Here is a 16312-nt window from a genome sequence, read left to right as displayed (position 1 = left end):
AACCATAGCAAGTAGTCGTAAAAACTCAGACAACCTCGACGAAGAACGTGACAGAGCGGGGGGAAACGAATGAGGGTGCCGCCATCCCGGAAAGGGCGTCGCGCCACTCGCCTTCGAGGCTCGCGGGAAGCTGGAGGGGATGCGGTGCATGACCGCGGTTCACGACCACGGCGAGCCGTGTCGCCCGTCGCTGCTCCCGGTCCCCGGTCGCAAGCAGCATGACGAGGTTGTCGGTCGCCGGGTGCTCCCAATCCTCGACCGTCAATGGATCGCCGTCGAGACGCAGCCAGGCGACATCGCCCTTGCCGGTGAAGAAGCCTGTCTCAGCGAAGACATCGAAACGCCGTCGCATCGCTGAGAGCGCGGCCGTGTGGTCGACGAGCTTCGGATCGAGTTTCGCCCAATCGAGCCAGGTCACGGCGTTGTCCTGGGCATAGGCGTTGTTGTTGCCGCCCTGGCTGCGCCCGCCTTCATCGCCGGCGGTCAGCATGATCGTGCCGCGCGAAGCGAAAAGCGTGCCGACCAGCGCTTTGGCGTCCGCTTGTCGCGCAGCCTGGATCTCCGGATCGTCAATGGGGCCTTCGGCGCCATTGTTCCACGAATAGTTCTCGTCATGGCCGTCGCGATTGTCTTCCCCGTTCGCCTCGTTGTGCTTGCGCGCATAAGAGGCGAGATCTGTCAGCGTGAAGCCATCATGGGCGGCGATGAAGTTGACGCTGCGGGTCGCCGTCTCGCCCCACCGCGAGAAAGTATCGGAGGAACCGGCAAGTGCGGTCGCGAGCGCGCCGATCGCATGCCGGTCGCCGCGCCAGTAGTGGCGAATGTCATCCCGCGCGCGGTCGTTCCATTCGAGGAAGGGTTCGGGGAAATTGCCGAGCTGGTAGCCGCCGGGACCGGTATCCCACGGTTCGGCGATGAGAATGCGATCGCCGAGCAAGGGATCCGCGGCGATGGCTGCAAAGAGAGCGGCGTCGCGGTGGAAGCCGCTCATGTCACGTCCGAGGATCGAGGCGAGGTCGAAGCGGAAGCCGTCGACGCCGGCGGCAAGCACGAAATGGCGCAGGCTGTCGAGGATCAGGTCCCGTACCATCGGATGGTCGCAGGCGATCGTATTGCCACAGCCGGTATCGTTGATGAGTTCTCCGGGCCGGTCGGTCACGTGGCGGTAATAGGTGAGATTGTCGAGCCCGCGCATCGAAAGCGTCGTGCCGAGACGATCGCTCTCCCCGGAATGGTTGAAGACGAGATCGAGGATGACACCGATGCCGGCCTTGTGCAGCGTCTCGACAGTGTTGCGCAGTTCCTCGATGCCGCCGGGCACGAGCCGCGGATCGAGCGCCATCGGGGCGATCGGATTGTAACCCCAGCCGTTGTGAAGGCCGAGCGGCGGCAGGTGCCGTTCATCGATCCAGGCGACGATCGGCATCAGTTCGATCGCCGAGACACCAAGGCGCTTCAGGTGGTCGATGATCACCGGTTCCGCCAGGGCGGCGACTGTGCCGCGTCTCTTCTCGGGAATATCGGGATGCAGAATGGTGAAGGGTTTGACGGCCACCTCGTAGATCAATCCGCCCGACTCAAACAGCGGCGGGCTCGGGTTCACCGCCTTTGTATCGGTGACAATCGCTTTCGGCACCAGATCGGCGGTCTCCTCGCCGAAGATCGTCAGGCGCGGATCATGGCGAAAGGGACGATCGAGCTCAATCGCGTAGGGATCGACCAGAAGCTTCGAAGGATCGAACCAGAGCCCATGGTCGGGCGAGTAGATGCCGTCGGCCCGCAAGCCATAGCGGGTGCCGACAGGCGCATCGGCAAGCGTCAGGCTGTGCACGTCTCCGTCGCGTGTCAGCGGCAGGCGACGGAATTCCTTGTCGCCGGACTTGTCGAACAGGCAAAGCTCGATGTGGGCAGCATGGCGGGACCGGACTGCAAAGCGCGTTCCATCTGACGTGAGCGTCGCGCCGAGGCGCGAAGTTCCGGCGGTCGACATGAAGGGCGCACCTTTCGTCCGGTCGTTGATATCAGATGCAGGCTTGCGGCCGGGCTTCAGGTAATCACGCTCGGTGCGTTGCGGCCGGTTCGGGTCTTGATCTCGGCAATCTCGTCGGCCACGGCGATGAGATCGGCAAGCGCCGCCTGCGTGTCGAGGTCGTGACGTGCCGGATCCGCTTCGAACCGCTCGATATAGACCCTGAGCGTCGCGCCCGATGTGCCAGTGCCGGAAAGGCGGTAGACGACACGCGACCCGCCCTTGAACAGGACGCGGATGCCCTGGTTCTTGCTCACCGATTTGTCGACCGGATCGTTATAGGAGAAGTCGTCGGCCGTCTCGACCGTGAGCGCGCCGAAGCTGTTGCCCGGGAGGGCGGCCAGCTTGTCCCGCAGGGCACCGATCAGGCCGTTCGCCGCGTCGGTGTCGACCTCTTCGTAGTCGTGGCGCGAATAATAGTTGCGGCCATAGGTCGCCCAGTGTTTGCGGGCGATCTCAAGTGCGCTTTCCTTGCGCACGGCAAGGATGTTGAGCCAGAGCAGCACCGCCCAGAGCCCATCCTTCTCGCGCACATGGTTGGACCCGGTGCCGGCACTTTCTTCGCCACAGATGGTCGCCAGACCTTCGTCGAGCAGGTTGCCGAAGAATTTCCACCCGGTCGGCGTCTCGTAGATGCCGATGCCGAGCTTTTCCGCCACGCGGTCGGCGGCGCCGCTCGTCGGCATCGAGCGCGCGATCCCTGCCAGTCCCTTGGCGTAGCCGGGTGCCAGGTGCGCATTGGCCGCAAGCATTGCCAGGCTGTCCGAAGGCGTCACGAAGATGCCCTTGCCGATAATGAGGTTGCGGTCTCCATCGCCATCGGAGGCGGCGCCGAAATCGGGAGCGTCCGGCGCCATCATCGTCTCGTAAAGGGCGCGGGCGTGCACGAGGTTCGGATCCGGGTGGTGGCCGCCGAAATCGGGCAGCGGTATGAAATTCATCACCGAGCCTTTCGGCGCTCCCAACCGCCTCTCGATGATCTCCTTGGCGTAGGGTCCGGTGACTGCGCTCATCGCATCGAAGACCACCCGGAAGCCGCCAGCAATCAACTTGCGGATCGCGGCGAAGTCGAACAGGCTCTCCATAAGCTCGGCGTAGTCCGCAACCGGGTCGATGACCGTCACTGTCATATTCTCGACCTGGTGGGAGCTTTCCAGGTCCAGATTGACGTCGGCACCATCCGCGATCTTGTAGCTGTCGATGACCTTGGTACGGGCGAAGATCGCATCCGTCACCTTTTCTGGCGCCGGGCCGCCGTTGCTGACATTGTATTTGATGCCGAAGTCCTCGGTCGGGCCGCCGGGATTGTGGCTCGCCGACAGCACGATGCCGCCGAAGGCCTTGTATTTGCGGATGATATTGGAGGCCGCCGGGGTCGACAGGATGCCGCCGCGGCCGACAAGTACGCGGCCGAAGCCATTCGCGGCCGCCATCTTGATGGCCTTCTGGATGACTTCGCGATTGTAGTAGCGGCCGTCGCCGCCGATCACCAGCGTCTGGCCCTCGAAGCCTTCGAGCGAATCGAAGATCGACTGGATGAAGTTCTCGGCATAGTTCTTCTGCTGGAATACCGGAACCTTCTTCCGCAGGCCGGACGTGCCGGGTTTCTGATCGCCATAGGGGTTGGTGGAGACGGTTTTAATCATCTTTCTTAGCCTTTCGCGAGGAGACCGGAATAGAGCGAGGCATAGCGTTCCGCGCTCTTGGCCCAGGAAACGTCGGACTTCATGCCCTGGTTTTGCATGCGAGCCCACACTTTCGGTTCGCTGTATGCACGGAAGGCGCGCCTGATCGCAAGGCGCAATCCGTCGGCGGTGACCGGTCTGAACTGGAACCCGGTGGCGACCTTGGCCGAAAGCGCAGCCTCATTGGCGTCGATGATCGTGTCGGTAAGGCCACCGGTACGGGCGACGATCGGGACGCAGCCGTAGCGCAGCCCATAAAGCTGGGTAAGCCCGCAGGGTTCGAAGCGCGACGGGATGATGATCGCATCGGCGCCCGCCTGCATGAGATGCGACAATGGTTCGTCATAGCCGGTCACCATGCCGATATGGCCGCGATGGCGCGAGGCGGCGGCGAGCAACGCCCCTTCGAGCGCCGCGTCGCCCGAGCCGAGCACGACGAGCTTGCCGCCGAGCGCCACGATATCGTCCGTCACTTCGGCCAGTAGGTCCATCCCCTTTTGCCAGGTCAGGCGGCTGATGACGCAGAAGATCGGGCCAGCGGTGTTCGTCAGCCCGAAGCGTTCTTCCAGCGCCTTGCGGTTGGCGGCACGCCGCTTGGTCGTGGCGGGGCCGTAGTGCTCCACGATGTGGGGGTCGGTCTCAGGGTCCCATCCGTCGGCGTCGATGCCGTTGACGATACCAGTCAGGCTCGTCACCCTGCTTGCAAGAAGCCCCTCCAGGCCCATGCCGAATTCCGGCGTCAGGATCTCCTGTGCGTAGGAAGGACTTACTGTAGTGATCGCAGTCGCCGTCTGCAGGCCGCCTTTCAGGAAGCCGACATCGCCGTAATATTCGATGAACTGCATGGAGAAGGCCTCCGGCGGCAGCGCGAGCTCGGAAAAAACCGATGCGCCGAACTGCCCCTGGAACGCGATATTGTGGATCGTGAGCACCGTCGGCATATTCGACGCCGAGCCGAAGTGCATGTAGACCGGGGTCAGCGCCGTTTGCCAGTCATGGACGTGGACGAGGTCCGGCTTCCAGCCGGGGATGATGTTGTCGCCGGCGATTTCGGCCGCCGCAAGCGAGAGTGCGGCGAAACGGCGGAAATTATCGGGATAATCCCGCCCGGTCGGATCGAGATAGGGTCCGCCGTCGCGGGCATAGAGGGCGGGCTGGTCGAGGACGAGCAGATCCAGTCCGTCGAGCTCGGCCGAATGCACCGTCGCGGGATGGCCGAAGAGATTGTCGAAGCCGCCAACCTTCTTCTTCTTTTTTAGCTTGTGCAGCACGGCGGGATAGCCGGGCACCAGCGTGCGCGTCCGGATGCCGTGCGGAACAAGAGCCGCGGGGAGGGCGCCGACGACGTCGGCGAGCCCCCCGGTCTTGACCAATGGATAGACCTCGGACGCAACGGACAGAATGTTCATACGCGGCTACATTCCCAGCTTGTCGATCATCGATTGTGTGATCAGGCAGACTCCGGTTTCCGTGCGGCGGAAGCGCTTGGCGTCAAGTTCCGGATCGTCGCCGACGACCAGGCCCTCAGGAATGACGACGCGGCTGTCGATGACCACATTGCGCAGCGTCGAATGCCGCCCAATGGTCACGTCGGGGAGAACTACGGCATTTTCGAGTCTGGAGTATGAATTGACCCTGACGCCGGTGAACAGAAGGCTCCTGTTGAGCGCGGCGCCCGAGATGATGCAATCGCCCGACACGAGCGAAGAGGTCGCCGAGCCGCGGCGATTCTCGTCGTCATGGACGAATTTTGCCGGTGGCTTGATTTCGGCAAAGGTCCAGATCGGCCAGGTGTTGTCATAGATATCGAGTTCGGGTGTCACGTGCGTGAGGTCGATATTGGCCTGCCAATAGGCATCGATCGTGCCGACGTCGCGCCAATAGGCCTCGCGCTCGAAATCCGACCGGACGCAGGAGCGGGTGAAGCGGTGGGCGACCGCTTTGCCGTGCTCGACAATATAGGGGATGATGTCCTTGCCAAAGTCGCGGCTCGACTTCGGGTCGGCGGCGTCCCGGCGCAGCATGTCCATCAGAAACTTGGTGTGGAACACGTAGATGCCCATGGAGGCGAGTGCCAGGTCCGGGCTGTCGGGAATGCCGGGCGGGTCAGCCGGCTTCTCGACGAAGGCGATGATGCGATCCTGCTTGTCGACGTGCATGACGCCGAAGGCGGTCGCTTCCATGCGCGGCACTTCGAGGCAGCCGATCGTGACATCGGCGCCGGAGTCGACGTGCTGCTGCAGCATCAGTTCATAGTCCATCTTGTAGACATGGTCGCCGGCGAGGATGACCATGTACTCGACACCGTGATCTTCGATGATGTCGATGTTCTGATAGACAGCGTCGGCCGTGCCTTCGTACCACTGCGTTTCGGAAACACGTTGGCTTGCCGGCAGAATATCGAAGCTCTCGTTGCGTTCGGGACGGAAGAAGTTCCAGCCGCGCTGCAGATGCCGGATCAGCGAATGTGCCTTATATTGGGTGGCGACGCCGATGCGGCGGATACCGGAATTGAGCGCATTGGAGAGCGCGAAATCGATGATGCGCGCCTTGCCGCCGAAATAGACGGCCGGTTTGGCGCGGCGGTCGGTCAATTCCTTCAGGCGACTGCCGCGGCCGCCGGCGAGAACATAGGCCATGGCATCGCGGGCCAGAGGTTGTGTACGCTTTTCCACCATTTGTCCTCCCCAAAATCGCTGTTCTTCGAGGACGGCCAGGCGGTTTTCTTAGACGCCTCGCGGCCCACGCAAGTTCTTTTCGCTTCGCCGGCAGCGCACCAATGCGCTGGATCACGGATGATTTCGGGTCGGATCGACCCAATCATAAACCTGATCGATTCCAATAATTTAGAGCGGGATGCGGGCGGGGAAACCGCTCGCACTTTCCCTCGTCCCGCTCTAGTCTTGCTCCAGCATCAGTGTTGCCAAAGGCGGCAACGTGATGGTGGCGACCGTTATTCCCGTTGATTTTTGGTCCGCATGCACGGCACCGCCGTTGCCTTTGCCACTCCCTCCATAGATCTCCGCATCGGTGTTGAGGATTTCCTTCCACCGTCCCGCGACCGGAAGCGGTATGTCGTAGTTTTCCCGGTAGACCGGCGTGAAATTGGTGACGACCGCGACGAGCTTCTCTCCTGGCGCTTTCCTGAGCCAGGCGAAGACGGAATTCTCGCGGTCGTCGGCGATCAGCCATTCGAAGCCCTCGCCCTCGCAGTCGCGCGCATACAGCGCCGCTTTCGAGCGATAGGTGCCGTTCAGGTCGCGTATGAGGCGACGCATTCCCTCGTGGAGGTTGTATTCGAGCAGGTTCCAGTCGAGCGCGCGATCCTCCGACCATTCGCGCCACTGGGCGAATTCCTGGCCCATGAAGAGGAGCTTCTTGCCCGGATAGCCCCACATGAAGGCGTAATAGGCCCTGAGATTGGCGAACTTCTGCCAGTCGTCGCCGGCCATCTTGGCGATCAGCGATCCCTTGCCGTGCACCACCTCGTCATGCGACAGCGGCAGCACGAAATTCTCGCTGAAGGCGTAAAGCAGGCCGAAGGTCATGTCGTTGTGATGGAACTTCCGGTGCACGGCTTCGCGCATGAGATATTGCAGCGTATCGTGCATGAAGCCCATGTTCCACTTGAAGCCGAAGCCAAGTCCGCCCGCGTGAACCGGATGCGAAACCTTAGGCCAGGAAGTCGACTCCTCGGCGATCGTCAGCACCCCTTGGTGGATGCCGTAGAGACGGGAGTTCATCGTCTGCAGAAAGCGGACGGCTTCCAGGTTCTCGTTGCCGCCGTATTCGTTCGGCACCCATTCGCCGTACTTGCGCGAATAGTCGAGGTAGAGCATCGAGGCGACCGCATCGACACGCAGACCGTCGACGTGGAACTTCTCCGCCCAATAGAGGGCGTTGTTGACGAGATAGGCGAGAACCTCCTGGCGGCCGAAATTGTAGATCGCCGTGTTCCAGTCGGGATGAAAACCCTGGCGTGGGTCCGCATGCTCGTAGAGTGCGGTGCCGTCGAACCAGCGTAACCCGTGCTCGTCTGTCGGGAAATGCGCCGGCACCCAGTCGAGGATGACGCCGATGCCGACCTTGTGGCAGCCGTTGACGAAGCGGGCGAAACCCTCCGGTTCGCCGAAACGGGCCGTCGGCGCGTAGAGGCCGGTGGTCTGATAGCCCCAGGATGGATCGAACGGAAATTCGGAAATCGGCAGGAACTCGATGTGCGTGAAGCCCATGTCGACGCAGTAGGGAATGAGCCGGTCCGCCAGTTCGTCCCAGGAGAGCATTTCGCCGTTGTCGCGCCGCTGCCACGAGCCGGCGTGGACCTCGTATATGGAAATCGGCTGCCGGCGCGGATCCACCTCGGCCCAATGCCGGCGATGCGCGTCGTCCTCCCAGACCTGCTCGATCTCGCCCGTCGTCATCGAAGCCGTATCGGGGCGCAGTTCCGACCGGCGGGCGAAGGGGTCCGCCTTCAGCGGCAGGAGCGTTCCTTGGCTGTCGAGGATCTCATATTTGTACGGCGCGCCAGCCGGCACGTCGGGAATGAATATCTCCCAGATGCCGGTGTCGGCGCGCAGGCGCATGACGTGCCGGCGTCCATCCCAGTCGTTGAAACTGCCGACCACCGACACGCGCCGCGCGTTCGGGGCCCAGACGGCAAAGTGGAAGCCTTCCGCGCCGTCATGCGCGATCGGATGGGCGCCCATCCTGTCGAAGAGCCTGAGATGCGAGCCTTCGCGGATATAATAGTCGTCCATCGGCCCGAGAACGGGGCCGAAACTGTAGGGATCGACAACGATCCATTCACCGCCGCTGTTGATGGCGCGATAACGAATGGGCTGCTCCTTGCGCAGAGACACGAAGCCCTCGAAGAAGCCCGCGTCGTCGCGTCGGTTGAGCGTGCCGATCTCCTTGCCGGAGAGTGTTTCCGCCGTCACGGATTCGGCGCCCGGGATGAAGCAGCGTGCAACATAGTTCTTCGCGGCGGTATGAACGCCGAGAACAGCGAACGGATTGTCGTGGGTGCCGGAGAGTATTGCCGCGATGTCCGGCGCTGGCAGCACACCGGACGGAGCGTGCGCTGGGTCCTTACCGGGCGACACCGTCATCCAGCGCTCCAGATTTCCCCGGCATATTGCCGGATCGTGCGGTCGGACGAGAACCAGCCCATGCGCGCGGTATTGCGGATCGCCTGAGCGTACCAGGAGGATGGCTTGGTCCAGAGCCGATCGATCTCGCGCTGTGCCTTCGCATAGGCCTCGAAATCGGCGGCGACCATGAACCAGTCATGGTTGTAGAGCCCGTCGACGAGCCCGGAGAAGCGATTGCGGTCGTCCGGCGAGAATACGCCCGAGGCGATCGCCGAGAGCGCCTGCGACAGCTCACGCGAGCCCTCGATGATGGCGCGTGGATTGTGTCCTTCCGCCCGCGCCTTTGCCACCTCCTCGGCGGTCATGCCGAAGATCTTGATGTTTTCCTCGCCGACCCAGTCGCGCATTTCGACATTGGCGCCGTCGAGCGTACCGATGGTGAGCGCGCCGTTCAGCGCAAATTTCATGTTGCCGGTGCCGGAGGCCTCCATGCCGGCGGTCGAGATCTGTTCGGAAAGATCGGCGGCCGGCACCATCACTTCGGCGAGCGACACGTTGTAGTTCGGAATGAAGACGATCTTCAGGAGGCCCCGCACCGCCGGGTCGTTGTTGATGACGCGGGCGACATCGTTGGCGAGTTTGATGATCAGCTTGGCGTTGTGGTAGCTCGGCGCCGCTTTGCCGGCAAAGAGCTTGACCCGCGGCACCCAGTCGAGTTCGGGGTGCGAGCGCATCTGGTCATAGAGAGCGATCGCCTCGACGATGTTCAAGAGTTGCCGCTTGTATTCGTGGATGCGCTTGATCTGGATGTCGAACATCGCCGAGGGATCGAGCCGGATCCCGAGGTTTGTCTGGATGAGCTTTGCAAGTTTCACCTTGTTGGCACGCTTGACGGCGGCGAAGCTCTCCTGGAAGTCCGCCTTGTCGGCAAAGGCATCGAGCGCCTGCAGTGCCTCCGTGTTGTCCATGAACTCGTCGCCGATCGCCTCACGAATGAGGCCGAACAGGCCGGGATTGCACTGCATCAGCCACCGGCGCGGCGTAATGCCGTTGGTCTTGTTGTTGATGCGCTCGGGATAGAGCCGGTGCAGATCGGCAAAGACCGTTTCTTTCATCAGCTCGGTGTGCAACGCCGAGACGCCGTTGATCGAATGCGAGCCGACAAAGGCGAGGTTGCCCATGCGCACGCGCCGTTCGCCCGTCTCCTCGATCAGCGAAATGTTGCGGATCTCCTCGTCGGTCGCGTGCTTCTGCCTGCGCGCCTCGATCAGGATCTTGGCGTTGATGGCGTAGACGATCTGCATGTGGCGCGGCAGCAACCGTTCAAAGAGCGGCACCGGCCAGCTTTCCAGCGCTTCCGGCAGCAGCGTGTGATTGGTGTAAGCGAAGGTGCGGCGGGTGATGTCCCAGGCCTGCTCGAAATCGAGCCCGTGGACATCGGTCAGAAGACGCACGAGTTCCGCGACGGAAACGGCCGGATGGGTATCGTTGAGCTGGATGGCGACCGCGTCCGGCAAGGACGTGAAGTCCGGATATTGCTGCAGGTGGCGGCGCAGAATGTCCTGCAGCGAGGCGGAAGAGAAGAAATACTCCTGTCGGAGGCGCAGTTCCTGTCCCGCCGGCGTCGCGTCGGCCGGATAGAGCACGCGCGTCAGGCTCTCCGCCTTGTTGCTTTCGCGCAGCGCGCCGATATGGTCGCCGGCGTTGAAGGCCTCGAGGAGGATCGGATCGATCGGCTGAGCGGTCCAGAGGCGCAGCGTGTTGACGCGTTTTGCGCGCCAGCCGACGGCCGGCGTGTCGAAGGCGGTGGCGATGACGCGTTCGGCCGGTTTCCAGACGTAACGCTGAACTTCCTCGTCGATATTGACGGTTTCCACGACGCCGCCGTAGCCGATTTCATAGGAGCTTTCGCGCCGTTCGAATTCCCAGGGATTGCCATGGGCCAGCCACGTCTCGGGCAATTCGACCTGCCAGCCGTCGGCCATTTGCTGGCGGAACAGGCCATGCATGTAGCGGATGCCGTAGCCGTAGGCGGGCACGTCGACTGTCGCCATGGATTCCATGAAGCAGGCGGCAAGCCGGCCGAGGCCGCCGTTGCCAAGCGCCGCGTCAGGCTCGAGTTGCGCGACCACGTCGATATCGACGCCGAGCGACGCCAGCGCGTCGCGCATCTCGTCCATCAGGCCGATATTCGTCATCGCGTCGCGCATCAGGCGGCCGATGAGGAACTCGAGCGACAGGTAATAGACGCGCTTGGCGCCGGTGGCATAGGTCTTGCGGGTGGAATCCATCCACTTGTCGGTGATGCGGTCGCGGGCAACGAGAATGGCAGCCGTCAGCCAGTCATGCGGTTTGGCAACTTTCGGGTCCTTGCCGATGCGGTATTTGAGGCGTTCGAGGATTTCCACCGCGAGTTGGCCGGGCTCGGACGACCTGGGTGCGGGTTGCGGCAGTTCGGAGGTGGAGAGCCGATTCATCATAAGAACTGTCATGCCTTTTTCTGTTTGGCCTTTTGCGTCTGGGAAGGCCGCGGGCCGGCGCCGGCCAGGAGTTAAGGCAATTTTGCATCGATCCGAAGCGCTTGCAACATGTACTTGCGCAGAACGAAAAATGCCGCCCGGCGAGGCCGGACGGCATGCAAAGAGCGGTTTCGCGTCGGACTATTCCGTGAGGCGGGAGACCATGGCGGAGGCCCGTTCGCCGATCGCCTTGAAGGCGGCAACGAGGTCGGCCGCTTCCTCGGCTTCGAAATAATGCGAGGTCGAAGAGGCGCAATATTCCAGCAGGTCCTTGCCGCGGTCAGGCGCCATGAAGGCGACGCTGTAGATCTGGACCTTGTTGGCCTTGGCGGTGTCGCACCAGGACTTGGTGACCGTGTCGTCGTTGGCGTAGTTGTTCTCGCCGTCGGTCATGAAGACGATGTATTTCGTCGGGACCTGGCCGTTCTTGTTGGTGTGCGCCGTGTCTTCCGTCGATGCGATCACCTTCTGGTAGGCGGTCTTGAAGGCATTGCCCGAGGCAGTGCCGCCTGTCGCGACCAGCGCATTGACATAAGCCGCGGCTCCCGTCGTTCCCCAGGCGAGGCTGCCGGCGGCGTCCTGCGACGCGTTATAGGAAACCGCCCCGGTGCGAACATACATTGATTCCGGATCAGCGAGCATCAACTGGGCGAACAGGTCGCTGGCAGCGGTCTTCAGCGCGTTGACCTTCGTGATGTAGCACGGGGTGGTCGCCTTCAGATCCGGGTACTTGCTCCAGTTCGCCTCCGTGTAGTTGGGGCACTTGGCTTTCGTCGTGTCGATCGTGTTCGTCTTCCAGGCCATCGATCCGGAGCGGTCGAGCACGAGATACATGGAGAGCGCGTTCTTGCTCTCGGTTGCGCTTTCCGCCGTTGCCCGGGTTTCGAGCTCAATCGAATCCGTGCCCAGGAGGCGCGTCATCGCGTTGAACTCGATCCGGTGCTTGTTGACGATCGAAACCTTGAAGGACTTCCCCTTCACGCCGTTGGGTGTCTCGGTGATGTTCACCTCCGAGGTATTGATATCGTCCCAATTCGGCTCCTCGGCAACGGCCGCTGCGCTGTCCGCAGACTGCGCGGTCGCCGTTTCAGGTTGCGAGCCCTCGGCCGGGGTATCCGCCGAGCCCGAGCTTGCCATCTGCGCCTTCAGGAATTTGCGGGCGATTGCCTTGGCGGAGTCGATGTTGGGCTGTTCGTTGGAGACAAGCGCGGAAGCGGCGGCGAGCGCTGCGGCATCGGTGGCGTCCTGCAACTGGTTCTTGGTCATCAGCATGTTGGCCATGTCGATGGAAACACCGCCCGCTGCCAGTAGCAGCGGCGCCACCAGCGCCGTCATCATTCCGAAATTGCCGCCGCGGTCCTTCAGCATCATGCCGAAGGACCGGCTTACCATGGATCGTCTTCCCATCTTTGCACACCCCAAGCAATACATTGCGAGCTTGGCGCGACATTAGCGGCGATGGATTACAATCTCGTTCAGGTAATTGTTTGAATTTTAATGAATTTCGGAGGAAATCCGTGCTTTCAAACGATTTCCCCGCGGTTGGTTGTCCGGAAACGGGACCCGGCTGTACCAATTCGGATCAGCCGACGGGAATGACGTCCACGGCCTGTTCGGTCGTATGGCTGCCATAGCTCTTGAGTATGCCGATGACGGGCGCGACGTCGCCATAGTCACGGCCGTGGCCTACGACGATGTGATCCGTGCCGGCCGGAATATTGTTCGTCGGGTCGAGTTCAATCCAGCCGCCCGCGCTGCCACACCAGAAGCGAACCCAGGCATGCATCGCGTCGGCGCCTTCCAGCCGTTCCTTGCCTGGTGGCGGCAAGGTCCTGAGGAATCCGCTGACATAGCCTGCCGGGATGCCGAGGCTGCGAAGAGCGACGATCATCACATGGGTGAAGTCCTGGCAGACACCGCGCTTGAGCTTGAAGGCTTCCGCGGCCGTCGTGTTCACGGTCGTTGCTTCGGTGTCATAGGCGAAATCGTGGTGGACGCGCTCGCAGATTGCCGTCCCGATCTGCCGCACGGTCATTCCCTCGTCGGCGATCGCGCGTGCGTAGGCAGCGATCTCCGGGGCGTCCGGCAGGAGCGGGCTCGGCCCGACGAAATGGTGCGGGGACTGGGCATCGACCGACCAGCAAGCGGCGAGCTGTGCTGGAAGACCCGCAAGAGGCGGCGTGAGGTCGGCGGTGAGCGCCTGCGCTTCCACCTGGACGCGTGCCTGCATGCGAATGGCGAGGCTGTCATGCACCGAACGGAAAAGGATCGACGTGGTCGGATTGGCAAAGAAATCCACGCTTTCAACCCGTTCACCGGGGGTCGGCTGGCAGCTTATCGACCCGACGACAAGCCGTTGACGACCGGGGATTGAGGCCGGCAGCACCCGTACGAGATGGCGTCCGCCGGCGACCGGGACCTCGTAGCCATAGGTAATCTTCAGGTTGATGTCGTAGAGCATCAGGCCGTGCCCTTCGTTTCCAACAGGTTGGAGTGGGATGCGCGTGAAAGACCGCCTACACTTTTTCTCATCCTGCTCTAGAGCATCCTGCTTTCGAGTGGAAGCACTGAAAGCAGAAAATATGCTCTAGATTCAAATTGCTAGAGCGCGCTTTGCGCGTTCATTTGAACGCGCAGCGCTCTAGCCGAGATAGGTTTGTGCGAGCAGGTTCGAAAGCTTCTCGAGGTCCCGTTCCAGCTGCTTGTAAACGGTCGCGGTCATTGCCTCCGGCGTCATCACCGCAAGGCCGGAATGAAGCCGCATCGTCTCGCGGTAGAAGGGTGACATCTGACCGTTGACGAACGCGTTCGGCAACAGCTCCACCTCGGTCTTGATCTCGTTCAACTGATAAAGAACCGAGCGCGGATTGAGCGGATCGAGGGCGAGCAGGTCGGTGACGGTCAGTGCTGCCGTGTTGACGTTGTAGCGGCGGCGGTGGGTCATGACGCTGTCGCCGATCTCGAGCAGCATGTCATAGGCGCCGTCCGGAGCTTCAGGTCCCGACATGTGCCCAAGCAGGCGGGTCATGTGAAGGCCACGCTCGATGTAGCGACCGATCGACAGGAACCGCCAGCCGGTGAAGCGGTACATGTTTTCGTGAACGAGGCCGGCAAAGCCCGCAAGCTTGCGCAACAAAATGGTCATCGCATGCGTGGCGTCGTCCCCGGCCTGCACCGTCGCGCGGAACTTCCGCGCCGTCCTCGACAGATCGTTGAGAGCCAGCCACCCGTCGGGCGAGAACCGGTCGCGGATATTGCCGGCGCTGACGAGCGCGCTGTCGATATTGGCAAGCAGGCTGTCGGGGACCGGTTGCCGCGTGTTGATATCGAGAGCCGCCAGATAGTCGGTGACGTCCTTCAAAAGCGGCATGTTGGGGTCGGCGGCTTGGGCGAAGCGTCCGTGCCAGGCGCGCAGGATCCTGAGAGCGCCTTCCGCCCGCTCGATATAGCGGCCGAGCCAGAAGAGGTTGTCCGCCGCGCGGCTCGGCAGGCTGCCCGGCATGTTGCGCGTGAAGCTCTCTTCGGCCGGGAGCAGCGTCGTGTACTCGACCGGCTTGTTGCTGACGATCCAGACATCGGCGGCCGTGCCGCCCGCCTTCATCGCGATCGCCGCCACGTCGTCGCCCGAGCCGATGCGCGCAAAACCGCCCGGCATGATCTGCCAGCCGTCGCGTGTGCGCGCGGCAAAGACCCGCAAGCTCATCGGCCGCGGCGTCAGCCGGCCGCGCACCCAGGCAGGGGTCGTCGACAGTGTGACGACCTCCTGGCCGACCAGCTTGCCGCCACCGGTTCCGAGCCATTCCGAAACCGACGTGCCACCCTCGCACAGTGACGTGCCGAGGACCGACTGTCCGTTGTCGTCGAAGAAGGGGCGGGTCGAATAGGCGGGGCCGATCACCATGCGCTCGACATTGCCGGCGACATTGTCGCGTTCGGCCTGCTGCCCGCACCACCAGGTGGCGATCGACGGCAGCTTTTGCTCCTCGCCGAGCAGGTGACGGCAGATCGCCGGCATGAAGGCGAGAAAGGCGCGGCTCTCGACGATGCCCGAGCCGAGCGCGTTGACGATCGAGACGGAGCCGGCCCTCAACGCCTCGACAATGCCGGGCGTGCCGATATGGGAGGATTGGTTGAGTTCGAGCGGATCGGCGAAAGCCGCGTCGAGGCGGCGCCAGAGCACGCCGATAGGCTTGAGACCGGCAACCGTGCGCACCATGACGCGGCCGCCGACCACCGTCAGGTCCTCGCCTTCCAGCAGCATGAAGCCGAGGTAGCGGGCGATATAGGCGTGCTCGAAATAGGTCTCATTGGCAATGCCGGGCGAAAGGACGGCAATTCGATCGTCCGGATGTTGCTTTCGAGCTTGCAGCGTATCGCGGAAGGCGCCGAAGAAGCCCGCTAGTCGGTGGACGTGGGTTTCGGCATAGAGGTCGGAAAAGGCGCGTGTCGTCGCAACGCGGTTTTCCAGTGCGAACCCGGCCCCGGATGGAGCTTCGGTCCGGTCGGAAAGCACCCACCAATTGCCGTCCGGCCCGCGTCCGATCTCGAAGGAGCAGAAGTGCAGGAAATGTCCGTCGGCGGGTTTGACACCGACCAGCGGGCGCAGGAACTCCGGATTGGAGGCGACGAGCGCGGGGGGTAACAGGCCCTCCTGGACCAGCCGGTTTTCGCCATAGATATCGGCGACCACGCGCTCGAGCAGTTCGGCACGCTGGATCAGCCCTTGCGAAACGACGGCCCATTCCGCCTCGTCGATCAGGACGGGGATGTGGGACAGCGGCCAGCTTCGTTCCGAATTCTCCCGGCCGCCATAGGCCCGATAGAAAACGCCGGCGTCGCGCAAATAGCGATCGGCGCGGGCGAAGCGGTTGGCGAGATCCGTTTCGTCCATGCGGCCGAGGGCCGAGAGAAGCGGCTGCCAAACCGGCCGGACATTGCCGTCGCGATCGAGCATCTCGTCGGCGATTCCCGGAAGGGCGCGATAGCCGG

The 16312-nt window shown here is 62.7% G+C and carries 8 protein-coding genes and 1 pseudogene; all 9 read right to left on the bottom strand.

All coding sequences use genetic code 11. From position 1 onward, the window contains the following. Nucleotides 1-25 precede the first annotated feature (25 nt). Nucleotides 26-1990 (bottom strand): glycogen debranching protein GlgX, encoded by a 1965-nt coding sequence (glgX, locus tag QN222_RS12630; protein ID WP_283961296.1) that lies wholly within the window; start codon nucleotides 1988-1990, stop codon nucleotides 26-28. Between the two features lie 56 nt (nucleotides 1991-2046). Further along, nucleotides 2047-3675: an alpha-D-glucose phosphate-specific phosphoglucomutase gene (locus QN222_RS12625; RefSeq protein WP_284005456.1), complete on the bottom strand. Its 1629-nt coding sequence runs from the start codon at nucleotides 3673-3675 to the stop codon at nucleotides 2047-2049. 5 nt (nucleotides 3676-3680) lie between these two features. After that, complete coding sequence (glgA, locus tag QN222_RS12620; protein WP_283962552.1) at nucleotides 3681-5123, bottom strand: glycogen synthase GlgA; 1443 nt, start codon at nucleotides 5121-5123, stop codon at nucleotides 3681-3683. A 6-nt stretch (nucleotides 5124-5129) separates the two neighbouring features. Further along, nucleotides 5130-6392 (bottom strand): glucose-1-phosphate adenylyltransferase, encoded by a 1263-nt coding sequence (gene glgC, locus QN222_RS12615; RefSeq protein WP_180939091.1) that lies wholly within the window; start codon nucleotides 6390-6392, stop codon nucleotides 5130-5132. A 219-nt stretch (nucleotides 6393-6611) separates the two neighbouring features. Next, nucleotides 6612-8822 carry a 1,4-alpha-glucan branching protein GlgB gene (gene glgB / locus QN222_RS12610; protein ID WP_283962553.1) on the bottom strand — a complete coding sequence of 737 codons (2211 nt, stop codon included), beginning with the start codon at nucleotides 8820-8822 and terminating at the stop codon, nucleotides 6612-6614. Further along, nucleotides 8819-11281: a glycogen/starch/alpha-glucan phosphorylase gene (locus QN222_RS12605; RefSeq protein WP_283962587.1), complete on the bottom strand. Its 2463-nt coding sequence runs from the start codon at nucleotides 11279-11281 to the stop codon at nucleotides 8819-8821. Before QN222_RS12605 ends, glgB begins: the two co-directional genes overlap by 4 nt. A 183-nt stretch (nucleotides 11282-11464) precedes the next feature. Further along, entirely contained in the window at nucleotides 11465-12730 is a 1266-nt protein-coding gene (locus tag QN222_RS12600) for a TadE/TadG family protein (RefSeq protein ID WP_283962554.1), read from the bottom strand. A gap of 175 nt (nucleotides 12731-12905) precedes the next feature. Next, the gene (locus QN222_RS12595) at nucleotides 12906-13784 is read right to left on the bottom strand and encodes a transglutaminase family protein (protein ID WP_283962555.1); all 879 of its coding nucleotides are present in this window, start codon (nucleotides 13782-13784) and stop codon (nucleotides 12906-12908) included. A gap of 180 nt (nucleotides 13785-13964) precedes the next feature. Beyond that, nucleotides 13965-16310: pseudogene (locus QN222_RS12590) on the bottom strand (circularly permuted type 2 ATP-grasp protein); the annotation flags it as partial. Nucleotides 16311-16312 lie beyond the last annotated feature (2 nt).

Source organism: Sinorhizobium sp. 6-70, assembly GCF_030124375.1.
Lineage (GTDB): Bacteria > Pseudomonadota > Alphaproteobacteria > Rhizobiales > Rhizobiaceae > Sinorhizobium.
The sequence above is the reverse complement of the archived record's forward strand: the minus strand, read 5'-3'. Positions and strand labels throughout refer to the sequence as shown.

Coding starts and splice junctions, on each gene's coding strand:
- glgC (WP_180939091.1), bottom strand. CDS start 6,392: ATGGTGGAAAAGCGTACACAACCTCTGGCCCGCGATGCCATGGCCTAT.
- QN222_RS12600 (WP_283962554.1), bottom strand. CDS start 12,730: ATGGGAAGACGATCCATGGTAAGCCGGTCCTTCGGCATGATGCTGAAG.
- QN222_RS12595 (WP_283962555.1), bottom strand. CDS start 13,784: ATGCTCTACGACATCAACCTGAAGATTACCTATGGCTACGAGGTCCCG.
- glgA (WP_283962552.1), bottom strand. CDS start 5,123: ATGAACATTCTGTCCGTTGCGTCCGAGGTCTATCCATTGGTCAAGACC.
- glgB (WP_283962553.1), bottom strand. CDS start 8,822: ATGACGGTGTCGCCCGGTAAGGACCCAGCGCACGCTCCGTCCGGTGTG.
- QN222_RS12625 (WP_284005456.1), bottom strand. CDS start 3,675: ATGATTAAAACCGTCTCCACCAACCCCTATGGCGATCAGAAACCCGGC.
- glgX (WP_283961296.1), bottom strand. CDS start 1,990: ATGTCGACCGCCGGAACTTCGCGCCTCGGCGCGACGCTCACGTCAGAT.
- QN222_RS12605 (WP_283962587.1), bottom strand. CDS start 11,281: ATGAATCGGCTCTCCACCTCCGAACTGCCGCAACCCGCACCCAGGTCG.